Source organism: Corynebacterium gallinarum (assembly GCF_014837045.1).
In the GTDB taxonomy this organism is placed as follows: domain Bacteria; phylum Actinomycetota; class Actinomycetes; order Mycobacteriales; family Mycobacteriaceae; genus Corynebacterium; species Corynebacterium gallinarum.
In genome coordinates, this window is record NZ_JACSPR010000004.1 from 282,737 (window position 1) to 301,888 (window position 19,152).

The 19,152-nt window shown below is 62.6% G+C and carries 14 protein-coding genes; 3 read left to right on the top strand and 11 right to left on the bottom strand.

Features of this window, described 5'->3' with window-relative positions:
- Positions 1-100: 100 nt before the first annotated feature.
- Genes H9627_RS07845 through H9627_RS07855 form a run of 3 tightly spaced genes read right to left on the bottom strand, consistent with a single transcriptional unit; the run spans position 101 to position 3,531 of the window.
- Positions 101-1,021 carry a cutinase family protein gene (locus H9627_RS07845; protein WP_191733443.1) on the bottom strand — a complete coding sequence of 307 codons (921 nt, stop codon included), beginning with the start codon at positions 1,019-1,021 and terminating at the stop codon, positions 101-103.
- Positions 1,022-1,024: 3 nt separating this feature from the next.
- Entirely contained in the window at positions 1,025-1,558 is a 534-nt protein-coding gene (locus H9627_RS07850) for a DUF732 domain-containing protein (RefSeq protein ID WP_191733444.1), read from the bottom strand.
- A 2-nt stretch (positions 1,559-1,560) separates the two neighbouring features.
- Positions 1,561-3,531 (bottom strand): alpha/beta hydrolase-fold protein, encoded by a 1,971-nt coding sequence (locus H9627_RS07855; RefSeq protein ID WP_191733445.1) that lies wholly within the window; start codon positions 3,529-3,531, stop codon positions 1,561-1,563.
- A gap of 688 nt (positions 3,532-4,219) precedes the next feature.
- On the opposite strand from H9627_RS07855, the gene gntP reads away from it, so the two are divergent.
- Positions 4,220-5,563, top strand: coding sequence for a gluconate permease GntP (gntP, locus tag H9627_RS07860; protein WP_191733446.1), 1,344 nt, complete (start codon positions 4,220-4,222; stop codon positions 5,561-5,563).
- Positions 5,564-5,656: 93 nt separating this feature from the next.
- Here gntP and H9627_RS07865 read toward each other — a convergent pair whose 3' ends face one another.
- The 5 genes from H9627_RS07865 to H9627_RS07885 all read right to left on the bottom strand — a co-directional run bounded on the left by H9627_RS07865 (position 5,657) and on the right by H9627_RS07885 (position 12,849).
- Positions 5,657-6,682: an alpha/beta hydrolase gene (locus H9627_RS07865; RefSeq protein WP_191733447.1), complete on the bottom strand. Its 1,026-nt coding sequence runs from the start codon at positions 6,680-6,682 to the stop codon at positions 5,657-5,659.
- A gap of 140 nt (positions 6,683-6,822) precedes the next feature.
- Entirely contained in the window at positions 6,823-8,823 is a 2,001-nt protein-coding gene (gene zomB, locus H9627_RS07870; RefSeq protein WP_191733448.1) for a flagellar motor control protein ZomB, read from the bottom strand.
- A 537-nt stretch (positions 8,824-9,360) separates the two neighbouring features.
- Positions 9,361-10,386, bottom strand: a complete 1,026-nt coding sequence (locus H9627_RS07875) for a decaprenyl-phosphate phosphoribosyltransferase (protein ID WP_404826198.1) — start codon at positions 10,384-10,386, stop codon at positions 9,361-9,363.
- Positions 10,383-10,889 (bottom strand): phosphatase PAP2 family protein, encoded by a 507-nt coding sequence (locus H9627_RS07880; protein ID WP_191733449.1) that lies wholly within the window; start codon positions 10,887-10,889, stop codon positions 10,383-10,385. Before H9627_RS07880 ends, H9627_RS07875 begins: the two co-directional genes overlap by 4 nt.
- Positions 10,879-12,849 carry a glycosyltransferase gene (locus H9627_RS07885; protein ID WP_191733450.1) on the bottom strand — a complete coding sequence of 657 codons (1,971 nt, stop codon included), beginning with the start codon at positions 12,847-12,849 and terminating at the stop codon, positions 10,879-10,881. Before H9627_RS07885 ends, H9627_RS07880 begins: the two co-directional genes overlap by 11 nt.
- Before the next feature lie 349 nt (positions 12,850-13,198).
- On the opposite strand from H9627_RS07885, the gene H9627_RS07890 reads away from it, so the two are divergent.
- Both H9627_RS07890 and H9627_RS07895 read left to right on the top strand, forming a co-directional pair.
- On the top strand, positions 13,199-14,527 hold the full coding sequence (locus H9627_RS07890; protein ID WP_191733451.1) for an MFS transporter: 1,329 nt from the start codon (positions 13,199-13,201) through the stop codon (positions 14,525-14,527).
- Between the two features lie 54 nt (positions 14,528-14,581).
- Positions 14,582-15,964, top strand: coding sequence for a DUF5129 domain-containing protein (locus H9627_RS07895; RefSeq protein ID WP_191733452.1), 1,383 nt, complete (start codon positions 14,582-14,584; stop codon positions 15,962-15,964).
- Here the strand turns inward: H9627_RS07895 and H9627_RS07900 are convergent.
- Genes H9627_RS07900 through H9627_RS07910 form a run of 3 tightly spaced genes read right to left on the bottom strand, consistent with a single transcriptional unit; the run spans position 15,921 to position 19,058 of the window.
- Positions 15,921-16,439, bottom strand: coding sequence for a phosphatase PAP2 family protein (locus tag H9627_RS07900; RefSeq protein ID WP_225213601.1), 519 nt, complete (start codon positions 16,437-16,439; stop codon positions 15,921-15,923). The two genes, H9627_RS07895 and H9627_RS07900, sit on opposite strands and share 44 nt — an antisense overlap.
- Positions 16,436-17,005: a phosphoesterase gene (locus tag H9627_RS07905; RefSeq protein WP_191733453.1), complete on the bottom strand. Its 570-nt coding sequence runs from the start codon at positions 17,003-17,005 to the stop codon at positions 16,436-16,438. The genes H9627_RS07900 and H9627_RS07905 overlap by 4 nt, the downstream gene beginning before the upstream one ends.
- 43 nt (positions 17,006-17,048) lie before the next feature.
- Positions 17,049-19,058, bottom strand: a complete 2,010-nt coding sequence (locus H9627_RS07910) for an AAA domain-containing protein (protein ID WP_191733454.1) — start codon at positions 19,056-19,058, stop codon at positions 17,049-17,051.
- Positions 19,059-19,152 lie beyond the last annotated feature (94 nt).

Genomic DNA, 19,152 nt, shown 5'->3' on the forward strand with positions numbered 1-19,152 from the left:
TTTGGGAATAACACTAGTCGAGTTTCATGAGTCTCCTCCAACTGCCGGGCGGATTCCGGCAGGGTCGGAAGGGTCCTGTCGTCGACAAGCGTCCCAGGCGCTAACCGTTCTCGATGAGGTCGACGGACCAGTCGACGAGCCAGGCGTTGGTGGTGGTCCCGGGGATGACGTTGGGGTTGGTGGCGTACTGGGCGTGGACGCCGTTGGCGGCCACCATCGCCAGCGCACGGTCCAGCGCGTTGCCGATGTCGCGGGGGGCGTCACAGATGGAGTCATCTGGCGCACAGATGTCATAGACGCGGTCGTTGAGTTCACCGAAACCACCGACGCGGGGACCACGCATGGTGGCGCCGGGGACGATCGGCTGGACCAGCAGGTTGAGGGGCTGCAAGGCCACCTCGGCACCCACACCGGACACGGGATTGCCCACGGTCTGGCCCACACCGGGTTCACGACGGCCGTCCGCAACCAGGGCGACACCCCTGATGCGATCGGCCGGGATGGCACCCTGGCCGGAACCGAGCTGCGCGGCCAGATCCCCGGCGATCACGGCACCCTGGGAGAAACCGGCGATGACGAACTCGGTGAGCGGGCAGTCATTGTGCATGCTCACCAGTTCACCGGTCATCTTGGACAGGCCCTCGGAGCGGGACTCGTCGTAGGTCATCTCGTTCTGGGAATTGATGTTGCGGAACTGCGCGGTGTACGGCAGGGTCCACACCTTCACGGTGTCGGCGTAGTAGCGCTCCTGGAGGGGCTGGGTGACCGAGAGCATGAAGGACCACGGGTTGGCCGTGGGGTTGATCGGATCGTCGTTGGGCGCCGATTCCCACGTTCCGGGCGCGGAGATGAACTCCACCGCCGGGCACCAGTCGGGTTGTTCAGGTGCGGCGGAGGTGCCGGTGACGCCGGGTTCCCCGGTGGGGTCGGCGTCATCGGACGTGGTGACATACTGCACGATGCCCACGGTGATCAGGGTGAGAACGACCAGGACAGCGATGACGGTAAGGATTTTCCTCATCGGTTAACAATACGTCCGTTCGGCCGTTTCCCGAATCAGGGTGGAGACCTCACCCGCGCGCTCCTCCGGCACATCCACGCGGTTCTGCACGATCAGCTGCCCCGCGATGGCATCGGCGGTGACATTGTCGGTGCCCTCCTCCAGCGAGCGGCAGACGGTGCCGGCGGTGGCGATCATCTGATCCTCCACCCCCTCAACGTCGATTCCGCCCTCACGCAAGCCGTCGAGCAGATCGAGCTCCTCCGGCGTGCGTTCCACCCCGGTGGTGGGCGGCTCGGTCATCTCCGCGGCCGGCCGGTCCTTCGGCTGCGCCTGGTTGCCACGGGACGTGGTGCTTGTCGACGTCTCCGTGCCCGACCCCTTCTCCTCCGTCGCGGTTTCACGCGCGATGGAGGTGGTGGTGCCGGTGCCTGAGTCGGTGTCGGCGGATGAGGGGTTACCCTCGACCGTCACGCCACCGCACGCGGTGAGGACGGTCGCCGCCAGGACGGCCAGTGGAATACCGGCTGCCCGTTGGAGGGAGGTGGGGAACTTCACTACTAGCGGCTCTCCTCGATGCGACCGTTCACCTGACGGATGGTGCCGTTCTGGAAGGTGATGGTCTCACCACCGGCGGCGATGCGGGCCTGGTCGGTGGTCGGCCAGCCGTACTCGCCCTGCTCATAACCCTTGGCGCCCCATGCGTCGAAGATGCCGCCGCGGAGGATGTAGTGCGCGCCGGTGGAGGCGGACCAGTAGATGTTGCCGTTGGTGAACTCCTGGAAGGCACCACCCGGGATCAGGCGCTCATTGCCGGTCGGGAAACCGAGGGTGGCGGCGACACCGGACTCCATGTACTTCGCGGAGATCGCGCCACGGACCCAGTAGGCCTGGTTCTGCGGGGTGCGCAGGACATAACCGCCCTGGAACTCCTGTGCCAGACCACCGTTGAAGTCCTTGGCCGGGCCGGTCGGGTAGCCGAGGCCACCGCCCTCATAGCCCTGGGTGCCCCAGGCGGTGAACATGTCACCGGGGATCTCCCACGGGCCGGTGGCTGCGGACCAGTAGATGGAGCCGTTCTCGAAGTGGACGTAGCGGCCACGACCGTCCGGGGTGGTCAGTTCGCGGGTCTTGGGGAAGCCGAGCCAGGAATCCGGTCCGCCGAGCTCGGAGTAACGGGCGTTGATGCGTCCGAACAGCCCGTAGGCACCGGTGTTGGGGGACCAGTAGGCGCGGCCGTTGGTGAAGTCCTGGGCCCTGCCGACACCGTTGGCCACCAGGTATTCGTTGTTCAGGCAGGATCCGAGGGCACCGTCCGCGGTGGCGGTCGCGATGGCACCGAGGGCGACGCAGTCAGCACCGCGGTCCTCCTTGGACATGCCAAGCGAGTCGGCCATGTACGGCCAGGCCTGGGTCATCTCGAACTGCCAGTAGGGCCAGGCGTGCACGCCCGAGGGGCGGAAGTTGGAGATCACGTTGACGCCCGCACCATTGGCGGCATCGACGAAGGTCTGGCTGGTCATGCGGGAGATGAGCTCCAGGCCGACACCGGCGGCGTTGGCCGGGCCGGTGGCGACGGAGCCGTCCTGGCCGTAGTCGTCGGACCCGGAACCGGCGGAGACATACACCTGCTTGCCACGGAGCTGACCCACGTTGCGCTTGGGGTCATTCTCCTTCCAGCGCTCGGAGTCGGCAGGGCCCCACATGGCGTTGACGTTGTAGCCACCGGCGTCGGCAAGCGCTGCGCCGATGGCGGCGGGCATGCCATTGGAGGTGGTGTCCAGGTAGCCGGAGAAGGAGGCGACGAAGTCGAACATCTCCGGATTGTGGGTGGCGATGTTGACCGCCGCGGTACCGCCCATGGAGATACCGGTGATGGCACGCTCACCGTTGGAGCGGAAACCCTTGTCCAGGATGGGTGCCAGTTCCTCCACGAGGAAGGTCTCCCACTGGTAATTCTTGCCGTTGTTCGGCTCGTTCCAGTCGGTGTAGAAGGAGCTCTCGCCACCAACCGGGAGCACCACGATGGCGTTCTTGTCCGCGAAGAACTGCTCGATGTTGGTCTCGATGGTCCAACCGGACTGCTTCTCGATGGCACGCAGACCATCCAGCGCCCAGATCTCCGGGAAGTCCCGGTCCGGGGAGGAGTACCAGTCACGGGGCAGGAGCAGCTGCACCTTGATCGGACGCTCCGGCATCGCGGCGGACTGGATGCTCAGGACAACGTGGTGGGAGGTGACATACTCGGCGCTGATAACGCGGACACCTTCCGGCAGGCCCTCAATCGCGGGGTAGGTGACCTCACCCGCTGGCAGCGCCTCATCACGGGGCGTCAGGTAATCGGTGAGGCCGCGGGTGATGGTGTCGAGCACTCCGCTGTCAACGATGTCGGAGGATCCGAAGGAGGACTGCGCCACTGCCGCGGGACTTGCCAGGGAGAGGCTGAGGGCGATTGCTGTCGGCACAGCGCCAGCTGCGATCCAGAGGGAACGGCGCCTGGATTTGGTGGAACGTGATGCGGTGTCGCGCATGAAGTTGTCCTTCTCGTTATTTTTCGGTGGATGCCATCACAGACTGTCTAACTTACTTCACGGTGACCCCTGGGGAGTTCCCCGCTCCCGGAGGGCTCCCGATCAGTGCGGGACTGCCTGTTATTAAAGAGATGTTCAGTTCTTCACTGTTTGTCGTCTGTGGCGGATAAAGGGTTACACCCTCCGGTGTGACCCGGGGCCATCCTGGGCCATCCGCCACGAGACTTCAGAGTGCCCTCAAGTTTAAGTTCAACTTGAGAGTTTTCACAGTGACACACCGCAGGATACGGATTGTTTTCCCAACAGACAATGGTTGAGGACAACCCGGGGAGGCCTCCGGACGGATGGGCGGCGCGCTGGGAGGGCCCGCCGTCACGTGACGACACCGTGACCGTTCGACCCGCCCCGGCGCAGAAAGTGCACGGAAAGTGCATGCCAGGGCCCTGAGAGCACGTGCGGGACATTCCTGCATGACAAGGATGTAATTTTCCCGCCGACACTGACGTGGGCCATTTTTCCTATGAGTGAAATAGGCCATGTTCGGGGGGAGTTTTAATCTGTTTCACCAACATGCCCAGTCACCCCCGACTCCACCTGGCCACAACACACCTCCACATCATAGGTGTGATTATTAAACTCTTTAGATACTATCTATCGCCCCTTTTTCTGGAATGCGAAGGAATCCCTCATGGACTTTCTACATCTCGTCTGGGTGGTCCTCGGCATCGGCGTCATGCTGCTGTTGAACATCAAGTGGAAGATCAACGCGATGCTCGCGCTGTTGGTCGCGGCTCTGCTCATCGGTGTTCTGGAGGGCTTCCCCCTCATGGACCTGCTCGACACCATCCAATCCGGTTTCGGCTCCACCCTCGGATCCCTGGCGATCATCGTTGTCTTCGGTGCCGTCATCGGCAAACTCATGGTTGATTCGGGCGCGGCCGCCCAGATCGCCGACACCCTGATCTCCAAACTGGGTGTGGGCAAGGTCAAGGTCGCCATGGTCATCGCCGGTACCGTCTTCGGACTGGCCATGTTCTACGAGGTGGCTTTCATCATCCTGGCCCCGCTGGTCATCGCAGTGGCCGTGGAGGCGAAGGTGCCGTTCATGAAGATCACCATCCCCGCGGTCGCGGCCACCACCACCGCCCACTCGCTCTTCCCACCGCAGCCCGGCCCGGTGGCGCTGGTCGACGCCTATGGGGCTGACATCGGCATGGTTTACATCCTCGGTCTGGTGGTGGCCATCCCCACCGTCGTCGTCACCGGATGGATCCTGCCGAAGTTCCTCGGCAACCTCGACTACCCCGTGCCGAAACTGCTGCGCGCCGAGGAACCCGTACCCGTCGAGGAGCGCCCCTCCTTCGGCATCTCCTTGTTCGTGCCCCTGGTGCCCGCCATCCTGATGATCAGCGCGACCGTCCTCAGCATCTGGCTCACCGAGGGGTCAATGGCGTATGTCATCGTGAACTTCTTCGGATCATCGGTGGTGTCCGTGTCCGTCGCGATGATCGCGGCCTTCTACTTCTACGCCATCCGCCCGAAGCGCGGTCTCAACTGGGCGATGGAGAACTTCGAGGGTGCGGTCAAGTCGATCGCCATGGTGGTGCTCATCATCGGTGCGGGTGGTGCCCTGAAGCAGGTCATCATCGACACCGGCATCGGTGACTACATCGGCAGTCTCATGAGCGCCTCCTCGCTCTCCCCCTACCTGATGGCGTGGCTGATCACCGTTCTCATCCGACTGGCCACCGGCCAGGGTGTGGTCTCCGCGATCACCGCGGCAGGCATCATCTCCGGTGCGCTGATGGACCCCTCCGGTGTCCTCATCGGCGTGAATCCGGCGCTGCTGGTGCTCGCGACCGCCGCCGGTTCCAACACCCTCACCCACGTCAATGACGCCTCCTTCTGGCTCTTCAAGGGCTACTTCGATCTCTCGGTCAAGGACACCCTCAAGACCTGGGGTCTGCTGCAGCTGTGTAACTCGCTCGTCGGCCTCGGCGTGGTCATGCTGCTCAGCGTCTTCATCGGTTAACACCACGCTTGTCGACGCCCCACCCACCCCGGTGGTTGCGGCAGCGAAAAAGGTCCGGCCCCCAGTGGGGAACCGGACCTTTTTGTTATTGAGCTACCAGGCGTTCATGACGTTGAGAACGCGATCCTTGGTTTTGTGCAGCTGTGAGCTGAACTGGGTCCAGGAGTGGATCCCGGTGTTCGGGTAGTCAGCGGTGACGTTGAGTCCCTCGGCCCGGGCCTTGGCCTCCCACGCGCGGGTGGTGGCCAGGGAGACCGCCTCCAGGACGGAACCGTTGATGCGGTGGTCCACCCGGGTGCCGTTGTCCTGCGGGCCCCACAGACCGGAGGCTGCGGAGACGTAGACATCCTTGCCGTGCAGGCCGCCCATGTTCCAGAACGGATCGTTCTCGAAGCGGCGTGGGTTGATCACGGAGCCGTACATGGCGTTGACGTTGAACCCACCGGTGTCCAGCATGGCCAGACGGAGCATGGTCTGCATGCCCGGTGCCGTGGTGGTGAGGTAGCCGGAGTAGGACATGGCCTGTCGGAACTGGCCCGGGTGCTTGGCCGCCAGGTTCAGTGCGGCGGTGCCACCCATGGACAGACCGGCGACGGAGTTGTTGTTCCGGGCCACACCGAAGTGCTGCTCCAGATAGGCCGGGAGCTCAGCGGTGAGGAAGGTCTCCCACATGTAGACCACCGGGTCTGCGGAGGACATGGTGGCCGGGTGGTTCCAGTCCGCGTAGAAGGAACCTGCGCCACCGACCGGCATCACGAGGGTGATGTTGTGCGGGGCGTAGAGGGCAGCCGCGTTGGTGTCGACCAGCCAGGCGTTGGACCAGGGGGTGGCACGCATGCCGTCCAACAGGTACAGGCCGGCGTTGCCACCACGCTGTGCGGGCTGGATCTGCACCGGGATGTTGCGACCCATGGCGGGGGAATAGACATCACAGCGCTGTACCCAGTGACCGGCGCCATCCCAGTCGCAGTGGCCTGTCGAATCAGGGCGCAGCCAGTCACGGTTGGCCGCCTCGGCGGTACCGGTGCCAACGACCATGAGACCAACCGCCGTTGCGAGTGCTACCAGCAGGGCGATGAGCTTATGGCTCACCGCGCCGGCACGCGAAAATACGGACATGTTTCTCCTCCGGCAGAAATAGATGTGAAAGCCCGACGCGGCTTGGGGGCCGGTCATCTTTAATGCCTATCTTGGTTACCGGACGACACGTTACCAACGCGTGATCTGCTTTGGTAGTCGTAAGAGGTGTCTGTGAGCTGCTACCGTGACCTTTCCGTAGCCTTGGGGGAAGCGTAGAGGGGTTCGCCACGGGGCTCGTCAAGCTGTATTTCCACTGGCCAGGCGATTGCCGGGAGTTCCTGCCGGAATTCAGGGGGGGTTTCCTCAAAATTCTTCAGGAGATCTGCCGGATCATCAGATATTTCTAATGTTCGACCGTCGGTGAGGGCGTATTTGATGTTGCCCACAAAACGTTGGAAGGACATCGGCTCGCGGTAGGCCTCGAACAGCTCCACCAGATCCGGGTGGCGCAGCGCCTGCCGCGCCTGGGCGGTCTTCTCCGGGTCGATCCAGCCCGGGGTGTTGGCCAGCGGGGTGGCGGATTCAGCCACCTGCCATTCCAGTGCCATCAGTTTGTCATGGCCGATGCGCCCACCCTCGATACGGGGCTGGCGGGCCGCCAGCGGGGTGGCCAGACCGATCAGGTCGGTGACACGCACATCCAGTGGGGCGTTCATGGAGGTCATACCCAGGTTCACCATGAACACGGTCGGCGGGAGGTAGGCGAGGTCACCGGCCTCCTCCCCCTCCATCCGCGGGGTGGTGATCCAGGCGTTGCCACCCTCCGGGGTCTTGATCGCCAGCTGCTGACCGGTCGGTTCCACCAGCGTCTGCGTCTGCATCACCTCAACGTAGTTCTCCATGAACTCCACCCCGAGGAAGTCCTCGGCGTACATCGGCGGGTTGTCCTCATCGCGGTTGGTGAAGTTGATCCAGAACTCACGCTCATCCACGACATCACCACCGCCGTCCTCATCCCAGTCATGGCCGTTGATGTAGACCACCGTGGACCAGATCCACATCGCCACCACAAGCACGCCGGCAACCAGATCCTGCCAGGTGCGGTCAACCACACTGATGGGGATGACGGCCATCGGCAGCAACAGGGCGAACAGCGGTGGCAGGAGCATGCGGGCATGCATGAAGTCACCGCCCACGCGGACGACATAGAGGATGTGCAGGAACGAACAGAGGAAGACCAGGGTGACCACCACTGCGGGGGCGCGTAGCTCGAGGCGGGTGGGGCGTCGAAAAGCAGTGCGTTGCAGACGCGACACCGTGACCACCCCGGCCGCGATGAGCAGCACCAGGCCCAACCAGAGGTTATAGGGACCCGTGAAGTTGAGCACGTACTCCCAGCCGGTCCCCCACATCGAATCCGTCGCGGACTTCGCCACCGCGGTATGCGGCACGATCAGACCGTAATAACCCATGCGGAAGATCTGATACCCACCCGGCACCGGCAACGCGACAGCGATGATCCCCAGCATCACCCGCCAGGACGGCGCGGTCACCAGCAACAGAATCCCGGTCAGCCCGCCATAGAGCGCCAGTTCGGGGCGGATCAACCAACTCAGGCCAGCCCAGAACGCCAGCACATACGTGATCGCCCCGGCATGGAGACGATCCGTGGCCCGACGCCCCTTCGATGACGGCCCCGACGTCGCCCACAACACCAGCAACAACCACCACACCGCGATCCAGAACAGCGCCAGACCCCACTCCAGACCCGACGTGGCGAAATCACGCGCCGGCGACAGACTGAAATACCCGATCACACCCGCCGGCAGCAGAATGACCATCCGGTTGCGGTGCAGATGCGCGGTACCCAGCACACCGATCATCGCCGCACCCGTGGTGAACAGGATCGCCAACCACAGGGCGATGTCCTCCAGGCGCATGTCAGACACCAGCGCCCACGCGTAGATGAGGTACTGCCACAGGGTGGAGGTGTTGGCCTCCACGCGCTCGCCGGCATTGAACACCGGACCGTTGCCCGCCAGGAGATTGCGGACCGTGCGCAACACGATCAGGCCATCATCACTGATCCACCTGCGGGTCCACCCCGCCCAGAATGCGAAGACACCCGCGGTCAGCGTGGCCAGGATCGTCGTGACGAGGGTGATGTTGGGAGCCTGCCTCGGAGCTCTGGTGGATCCCGTCGAAGCACCAGATTCCGGACGTGGGGTGGTTAACGTCATGAGGCCACATGCTATCACCGCCCCTGCCCTCAACAGTTAATGGACATGCTGGTCAGAGGCGCTAATCAGGCACGGCTGCGGGGGCGTCTGCTCTTTCCGGGTCATGCTGGGGGTGTTGGCGTGCCGGGATGGGTATTCGGGGCCTGCGCGGGGGTCAGCCGTTGGCTTGTGAGCGGGGGTTTGCTCACACACCAACAGATGGGCTCGAAGCTGCGATGCTGCCGGTTGGGAACCCCGCAGCTGTTGTCCTGTGAGCGCGGGTCTGCTCACACACCAACAGATGGGCCCGAAACTGCGATGCGACCCACCGAAAACCCCACAGCTGTTGTCCTGTGTGCACCAGTCTGCTCACACACCAACAGATGAGCCCCAAACTGCCATTCCCCCACCGGAAACCCCGCAGCTGTTGTCCTGTGAGCGCCCACCTGCTCACAGACCAACAAACACCACATGCCCCAAAGGAAAACGCCCCGGCCGCCGCCCTGCACGCAACAGGACAGCAACCGGGGCGCACCACACGCAACCCGCAGGAAACAACTACAGCATCGGCATGATGTAGACGGCGATCACGATGCAGACCAGCCAGGCAACAGCGAGGATCTGCAGGACGCGGTCGCTGAGGGCGACCTCATCGGGGGCGCCACCGTCGCCGGTGTCCACACCTGCGGCGTAGCGGAGGATGGCCACGGTGAACGGCACCATGGAGATCTGGTACCAGGGGCCGGCGTCGTCGGAGGCCTGGGAGAGGTCGAAGCCCCACAGGGAGTAGGAGATGACCACGGCGGTTGCGGCCATGGTCCAGACGAAGCGCAGGTAGGTGGGGGTGTAGCTTTCGAGGGATTTGCGGATCTTGGCGCCGGTGCGCTCGGCCAGGAGGATCTCGGAGTAGCGCTTGCCGGAGGCCATGAACAGGGAGCCGAAGGCTGCGACCAGCAGGAACCACTGGGACAGTTCGATGCCTGCGGCGACACCGCCGGCCATGGCGCGGAGCATGAAGCCGGAGGAGACGAGGGCGATGTCGATGACCGGCTGGTGTTTCCAACCGAAGCAGTAGCCCAGCTGGAGGGCGATGTAGACACCGACCACGGCGGCGAGGGCGGTGCCGTCGGTGGCCAGGAGGGACAGGCCCAGGGCCGCGATGATGAGGACCACGGCCATGGCGTACGCGAGACCGATGGGCAGGACACCTGCGGCGATCGGGCGGAAGCGCTTGGTGGGGTGGGCGCGGTCGGCTTCGACGTCGCGGGCATCGTTGACCAGGTAGATGGAGGAGGCCGCGAAGCAGAAGACGATGAAGGCGAGGGCGACGTCGAGAAGCGTGCGCTGGTTGAAGATGGCGTCGGCACCCGCGGCCAGGGGCGCGGCGAGCACGAGGACGTTCTTGACCCACTGCTTGGGGCGCAGCGCCTTGATCATGCCGTCGGCGAGGTTCTTCGGCGGCTGTCGTTTCTTGCCGTCGGTGACCAGGGCCGAGGTGTGTGGTTCGGAGCCCAGGTAGTCGTGTGGGCGTTCGGGGTGCTCGGCGGCATGACTGCCACCCGGAACGGTTATCTTGTCACTCACGCGGTTGCCCTTTCAATCTTGTGGACGGCTTCGGCCGTGGCCGCGCCCAGAATCGTGCCTGCGAGCACATCAGTTGGGTAGTGGACACCGAGAACCATACGCGACAACGCCATCACAGGAATGCCCAACAGTGGCAGGGGGGATCGGGTGATGCGTGCCAGGTACACCATCGTCGCGGTGGTGGAGGTGGCGTGGGAGGAGGGGAAGCTCAGTTTCGACGGTGTCCCCACCCCGATCTGGATCAGTGCGTCGTGGGGGCGTTTGCGCCGCACGATGCGTTTGATGATCACGGACGCAGCGTGACTGGTCAACGCCGCGACGAACAACCCGCCCCAGGAGCGACGGCGACGCTTGTCGACGACCACCCCCGCCGCCCCGAGTGTCAACCACCCTGCGGCATGCTCACCGAGGAGGCTCAGGCTGGTGGCGGTCTTGACCACACCCGGTACGGGCAGGAGTGCTTTCTGGATCCCCAGCAGGATCTGTACTTCTCTACTGCTCATTGAACACCTTGCCCCATGATTCGCGGCTGACCAGCTCGGGATGTGCGTTGCGGTAGCGGGTGCGCAGTTCGTCGAAACGCTCTGCCACCTGCTTCTGCAGGCGCAGGGCTTCCTTGCCCAGCTCCTTGGCCTGTTCGCGGTCACGCTTGCGGTAGACCACGCCGCGGCCGTCGGCGGTGGTGACGGTGGCGCCGTCGACACGCGAGAGGCTGAACCAGCGGGCCTCGATCGGCGCGAAGTTGGCCTGGGGCACCTCGTGGTGGTCCTTGTTCTCCCGGGACAGGGTGTGCTTGAGTCCCTTGGCCAGCCACACGGCCTTCTTGAGGGGTGCCAGGCGGCCACCGATGTCCTTGGTAGGCACACCCGGTGCGCCGGTGGGACCCGGCAGCTCGGCGGCGCTGGGCAGCATGACGGCATCGGGGTAGGTCTTGCGGATCGCGGCGATGCGCGGCAGGGAGGTTTCGAGGATGTCGAAGAGCTGCTCAGGCCCGGCGAGGAAGTCCTTCATGGCCTCGTTCTGGATGGCCACGGTGGAGTACTCCAGGCACAGCAGGTGTTTGAAGGTGGCCTTCTGCATGGAGCGGATGATGCCGTCGACAGGTCCCTCGTGGTTCATGGCTGCCACGATGAGGCGGTTGCGCAGGTGGAAGTAGGCCTGCCAGTCGATGGCGTCGTCCTTGTCGGACCAGGCCATGTGCCAGATGGCGATGCCCGGCCAGGTGGCGGTGGGGAACCCTTCGGCCCCGGCGCGCAGACCGTATTCGGCGTCGTCCCATTTGATGAACAGCGGCAGTGGCTGGCCGATCTTCTCGGCGACCACGCGGGGGATCATGCACATCCACCAGCCGTTGTAATCGACGTCGATACGCCGGTGCAGGTCGCGGGAGTTGGGGGCGTCCGGGTCGTCGTCGTAGTCGCCGCGGTCGGACAGCGGGTGCTTGGAGAAGTCGTGGTCATAGTGCACATGCGGGGCGGAGGTCCACATGAAGTCATGGCGTCCGACGACCTCACCCATGGAGTGCAGGTGGCTGCGTTCCTGGAGGTTGAGCATCTGTCCGCCGATGAGCATCGGCGACTTGGCATAACGGGCGGCCTGCAGGGCACGCAGGACAGAATCCGGCTCGATGGCGATGTCATCATCCATGTAAAGGATGTACGGGCTCCTGCTCGCACCTGCCTCCCCCGTGCCGTCCACGCCACCGAGGGCCTCGAACATGATGCGGGAATAACCACCGGAGCCACCGAGGTTGCCCTGGCGGAACTCGAAGAAACGGTCCCCGAAGGCCTCGGTGGCGGCCTGGTAACCGGGTTCATCGGCCGGGTGTTTGTTGCCCTGGTCGGGCATGAGCACCGCGTCGATGACGGCATCCACGGCCGGGTCGGAGGCAAGTGCCTCCAGGGCGGCCACGGCGTCGGCCGGGCGGTTGAAGGTGGGGATACCGATGGTGACACGCGGTTCGAAGGGGCCGACCTCGCTGCCGTCGGGCATGATCTGCGCCCGCGGTGCGAAGGGTGCGTACCAACCGGCCTCCACGATCTGCGCGTCGGTTTCGGCGGTGAGGTCGAACCAGATCCAGCCGCCGTCCTCGAACGGCGCCAGCGAGATCTCGAATTCCACGGTGTCATCCTTGACCACCGCGCCGTCGATGCCGATGCGGGCACCATCGATCTTGGAGCGGTAGAGGTCCACGCGGGCCTCGCCGGTGATCTCCAGTTTCAGGACCACGGAATCCAGCTGTGACCAGCGACGCCAGTAGCTTGCGGGGAATGCGTTGAAGTAGGTCTGGAAAGACACCTCAGCACCGGCAGGCACGGACACACTGAAACGGTCGTCCCATTCCAGCCGTTCCTTATTAATGTCAGCTTCAAGCAGGTACAGGGACCTGACATCGGCTGGCTCGCCTCGCCTCGGCAGGAGCACGCGCTGCAGCTGCTCAACCGCCAGGTTGGTTGTGCTCATTGACGTATCTTCACCCTTCATTGAACTGACAATTATCCGCTCTAAGCGTAGTAGCCACTCCCCCGGTTCACAGAACTTACGCGCCGCACTCATCCTGGAAACTCCATGGGAGGAGGCGTGGAACACCCCGTCGCTCCGGGTGCCAGGCACGTACGACACCCCGCTAGGGTGAATTTAATTCAGGCGGTCTTTGGGTGGCCGGAGTGGTGTGCGTTACCTTCGAAGCCGACCTGAACTCACAGGTTTCTTGCGCTTCCAACTACCGGAGCCCCGGTTTATCGCAGGCAAGCGTGCCCCTTTTACCGCAGCATTCCCGCTTCGGTATTCCGTTTGAAAGGCACGCATCCACATGGATATCAAAACACTCATCGATACCCGGGCGATGACCCGGTATCAGTGGTTCATCATCGCCATCGCCACATTCCTCAACGCCATGGACGGGTACGACATCCTCGCCATGGCCTTCACCGCCACCTCCGTGGCCGCCGAATTCGAGCTGAGCGGATCCCAGCTCGGTCTGTTGATCAGTCTCGGTTTCATCGGCATGGGCATCGGTTCCCTCTCCTTCGGTCCCCTGGGTGACCGCCTAGGCCGACGCCCGATTCTCCTCGCCGCGCTCGCCCTCGACGGCATCGGCCTGTTGTGGTCGGGTGTCGCCGGTTCCGCCACGGAGCTGGGCATCGCGCGTCTGCTCACGGGCATCGGTGTGGGCGGGGTGTTGACCGTGGTCACCGTGATCACCAGTGAATACTCGAATAAACGCAACCGCGGCATGGCAATCAGCATCTATGCCGCAGGCTACGGTGTGGGCGCCACCCTGGGTGGTTTACTGGCCGCCCAACTCATCCCCACCACCGGCTGGCGTGAGGTTTTCCTCGCCGGTGCCGTGCTCAGTGCCCTCGGTATCGCCGCGGTCTGGGCGTTCATCCCGGAATCCTTCGACTACCTGCGCACCCGTGGTGACCTCTCCCGCGCCCGGCAGATCGCGGTGCGCCTCGGTATCAGGGATGAGGTCATGTTCCCGAGCGCACCGAACACACCGAACACCCCGCGCCGTGGCTTGCCGGCAGTGCTCGGCCCGGCGTTCTTGCGCAACACCCTGCGACTGTGGGGTGCGTTCGCATTGATCACCATCGGTTTCCAGGTGGCCTCCTCGTGGACCCCGAAACTGTTGGAGGATGCCGGCATGTCCGCCCAGCAGTCCATCGTGGGTGGTCTGCTACTCACCCTGGGCGGGTCCTTCGGTTCCCTCATCTACGGGTGGCTGACCACGAGGTTCAACGCGCAGGCCACGCTCATCGCCTTCAGCCTCGGCTCAGCGGTGCTGCTGGTGGGGTTCATCTCGAGCATTCCGCTGCCGGCTCTCGCCTTCGCCCTGGGCGTGCTCACCGGCATGCTGCTCAACGGTTGCATCGCGGGCCTGTACTCGATCGCGCCCCAGATCTACCCCGCGGGTATGCGCACTACGGGCGTGGGGGTGGCGCTCGGCGTGGGTCGGGTCGGTGCGATCCTCGCACCGCTCGGCGTCGGGGTGCTTATCGACGCCGGAATCTCCCCCCTCCACATCTATCTCACCGTCGGTTGCATCATGATCCTGGGCGCGACCGCCCTGCGCGGCATCACCCTGCCCCGGGAGACCACCGTGGTCATGGCTAAACCTGCCCTGGTGGAGAAATGATCACAATCCGGTAGCCCCATTGTGACCGGGGTTGACCGGGCCTAGTCTGGCATTATGACTGCACACCTGCTCCCCAGGATCGCCGCTGGCGTGGCCGCCGGGACCCTGTTGTTCTTCCCTGCCGCCACCCTGGCATACGCCCAGACGACTCTCACCGATCTCGATGTCACCGTGATGGATTACGCCGAGGAGATATCGGCGGAGGATGAACAGTGGTTGATCACCGCCACCCCGGATATTGAATTCCCCGAGGTGGTGCACAACGTCCGCTACATCACCCTCGAGGGCGGTTCCGACAACATCAATGATGACGTGGAGGAGCTGTTGCGTGCCGAGCACCCCGACTGGATCCAGGAGGATTCCTTCGCGCCGGGTGAGGTGATCATCGCGGTGGGATTCGACCCCAACACCATGGGTGTCTACGCCGGTAATGATGTCGCCACCGAACTGGGGGTTGCCGAACCGGAGCGCTACAGCGGTATCAACGACGCCATGCGTCCCGTGCTCCAGGAGGGCCGTACCGCGGTGGCGATGTATACCGGTGCGCAGTCTGTCGCGGATACCTCGGTGGTCACCGAACCGGAGGAGACCAACTGGTGGGTGGTCGGAGGTGTCGTGGGTGGCATCGCCGCCGCCGGGGCCGGTGCAGTGGGTGTGGGCGTGGCTGCCAGCCGGAAGAACAAGGCGAAGAAGGCGCGTGAGAATTTCGATTACGCCCAGAAACACTACGGCCAGACCGCGCAGCAGCTCGATGGCATCAATATCCGCGCCCATTCGCTCACCTCTCCCCTGGCCGATGATGAGCTACGGCGCCAGTGGGATGATGTGCACACCCGTTTCCTGGAGGTCAATGACTCCTTCGGCTCCTTCGGGGACCTGTCCGCCTCCGCTGATGACAAGGCATTTCTCACCCATGCCAAGGAACTGGAGAAGGTCAGCACCACGGTCACTCAGATGGAGACCGCCCAGAAGAACATCGACACCCTCTACGACATGGAACACGGCGATGAGGGTGTCCGCCGACGTGAGCTGACCCGCCTGCGGGAGGACATCCAGGAGGCCCGACTGGAGATCAACGACAAGGACTCCGTCCTGGATGACACCCTGCGCGCCCTGATCGCCCGCATCGAGGGCATGTCCACCGCGTCGCCCACCTTCATGGATGAATACGCGCGCGTGATCCGCGACTACGGAGCCGCCCTCACCGGCGTGGAGAACCACATGAAGCAGGTCAAACGCACCGAACACGCCACCCCAACCATCTACGACAACGACTGGAGGGTGGGCACCGGCTACAACTCATTCGTGCCCTTCTACATGATCAGCACCTGGCACGCCGCAGATGTCAGCGCGGCATCAGCAGCCTCCTCGTCCGGCTCGTCCAGCTCCACCTTCAGCAGTGGATTCTCCGGAGCCGGTGGCGGTTCCAGCTGGTGACCCCGGCATAAACCCGGTGGACCACCAGCACGGTGACTGCGCCGACCACCCATCCGACCAGCAGGTCACTCGGCCAATGCACACCCACATACAGCCGTGACACGCTGACGAGCAGGGCCACCAGCCACAGGATGAGCACCCACCACCGGTGGATCAACAGGGTCACCGCCATGGCAAAGGCCGCCGCACCCACGGCATGCCCGGAGGGCATGGAGTAGTTCGTCTCCACCACCAGATGGGTGGAGGCATCGGGCCGGGGACGTTCAAGAACCCTCTTCAGAACATGGCTGAGCAGATTTGCGGCCCCGACCGCCAGGGGCGGAAAGGCCGTGCGCATGACCACAGCGGCGATCAGCGAGTAGAACCACACCAGTGTCGGGCCGGTGAGGATTGTGAACACGATGACCACCGGATTCAGTGCCTCCACTCGGTGGTGGATGAAGAAGTCGAGGATGCCTTGATCGATGGTGGTCATGCGAGAAATACCAGGTAGCACACAACAGTGACCACCGCGCCCGTCACGATCCCGACGATGACCTCCGCCATGGTGTGGTGGTCGATCCTGATGCGCGCCCACGCGGTCACCGGTGTGAACAACAGTCCAAGCCACCACCAGGAACTGACGGTCAAACTCAGGAAAACAATCAGACACACCCACAGACCCACATGCACAGAGGCTTTGATTCTCAGCGTGACCAGCCCGAAGATCACCAGGAACACCAACGCCGAGAACACACCCACCCAGATCAGGCGTGGGGTATCCAGCCACGCGAGCGCCGCTACGAGCGCGAGCACACACAGGAAGATCCCAACGTAGACCAGACCTCGCTGGTCCCGAGCCGTAATGTGGTGGTCTCCCACCCGCCCCATGCGCATCAACAGCACAATGAGCAGCATGGGCACCAGGCCGGTGCCGACAGCCGCGGTCAGCGCCGGAGCCCATGAGCTTGTCGACGCCCCCAGCACCACAAAGAAACCGATATTCAGTATCCAGGGTGCAAAGAGTTCGCTGATTGCACGCGCGAGTTGTTCAGCAGTCACGACTGATCAATCTAGACGAAGAGCAATGCCACCACATCTACACTCAGTGTCGACTTCGGTAGAGCGTGACAATGGGCTCGAGTGTCTTTCGGACATTAGCGGTTAACTTCGTCAAACCATGGAACTCGAGAACAGCCCGCATAATTTCCTCATCCGAAAAATCCATATCCACCACCTGCTCCATCAGAGCGAGCAGTTCCAGAGGAGGAACCTCGCTTAGTCCCCGTGGGCCAAGTTCACGGATATCTGCACTTGATTGATGGGGAAGGCGATAAGTCCGATCCTTTTGAATCCCCGCCCCCAAAGGGTTCTCTTCAATGAGGAGGCCGGTGCGTTTCGCACTGGCAATAGCCCGGTTCACCAATGCCCTGGTTTCACGTGAAACCCTCGTTCCACCGGATGCACGATGATAGGTCTGCACCAGGGAACCACCCACCATCGGGCCTTCCACCTCGAGGATCTGGACCACCCCATCGATAATTTCCTGATTGTTGGCCCCCTTCACTGGAATGGTTCTGCCGGAAAATTGCTCGTATTCACGAACATCGACCCCATTAGGTAGGTCTCCAACTTCCTCGCCACCGGAGCTGTCGCTAACTTCCCGGTTCTCGAGGCTCGTGAAGAGATCTTCTTCGCCGCGGGCTTCATGCTCCGCCATCAAGGCTGACTGGATCCCGCGGTTTAGTCCGGATCTCCCGCTGACAGAAACTCTGGGGGACACAGGAGGGTTTTCAGGATGCTGAAGCAGTGGCTGTATCCTGATGTCCGGCAGGGACACTCCGCTAATGTTTGTCGGCGATTCCCCTCCGGGTCCATCAAGAATGATGATGTTTTCATCGGGGCCTTTTTCGTGCTTGAAATCATCCCAAGGCGTGATCCCCTGTCCCTCGATTAGTTTCCACAATCCCTCCAAGGCGGAAGAAGGATCCAGGTAATATTCCACTTCTCGGATGCGGAAGAATTTCCAGCCCCAGCGCTCCAGATCCCGTTGTCGAGCGAGGTCACGTTCGTACTGCACTGGCCCCTGCCAGTGATCGCCATCGCATTCAACTACGATTTTTCCCTGCGCACCCTGAATCACAAGACCATGGGAGCAGCCGAGCATATTTTTGTGAGGCTCAACCACAAATCCCCTGTATGCGATCTGGTTGAACACATGCTGTTCACAAAGCGATTCGAATGGTTCAACCCGTTCCGAATCGGAGACCGGGGAGGGAACTTTCAATGGCTTTCTGCCCTGGCGCGCTATTCCATATGCGTAATCCAACAACTGGTAACGCATATCTTCCTTATTACTCAATTGATCTAAACCAATGGAGTGGACCAGCCACACCTGGTCCTTAGCGCAACTCACTGAAACATTGAATCTTTGAACGTGAATAGCCCTGGTGAGGGACGCTGTCCGCTTATCAGGGTCATAGGCCGAGACCATCGACAAAAAGATCACATCGCGCTCGGCTCCCTGGAAATCAGCGGCGATACCAGCCATTAGTTGGCGTTTTTCAGCTTCCCCAGCATCCACTACTTCCAGCAGCTTTCCTTGAATCAGTTTTGCCTGGGCGGGACCGAGCAAGGAAATGACCCCGAAGGTGAGACCATCATATGCCGGATCCTCCAGACATTTCTTGATCTGCTCCACCAGTGCGTCTGCTTCAACAGGATTGGTGCGAAAGGCTCCGGCACCCTGCTGATAACCATGCCTGGTGTGAACAATTTTGAAAGGTGCCAGGCGGTCAACCCCTACCGGACGTATAGGCTCCAAACTGATCTTTTCAGGTTCGTATGCAATGCGATTGGAGAAGTTGATGATCTCCGGAACGCACCGGTGGTGCTCCCTGAGCGTGATTTCTCCGCCACATCTCAAGAAGGCATCATCGAAAAGGGAATTGGTTGGATCTACCCAAGAATCAGCAAATTTAATACCATCAAGATACTGCTGTTCCAGATCAAAGATCTGCTGCTGATCTATGCCCACCGTGACAGGAGACGCCTGGTGGCCATCACCGATGACAACGATTGTCGGAGCGAGATAACGAAGAAATGATGCTTCCAACCCCGACTGGGAAGCTTGGGCCCGACCCCCGGATAGTGGACACGGAGGATTTAATCAGGAAACAGATTTCAGGATAGCAGGACAGCGCTCCTCA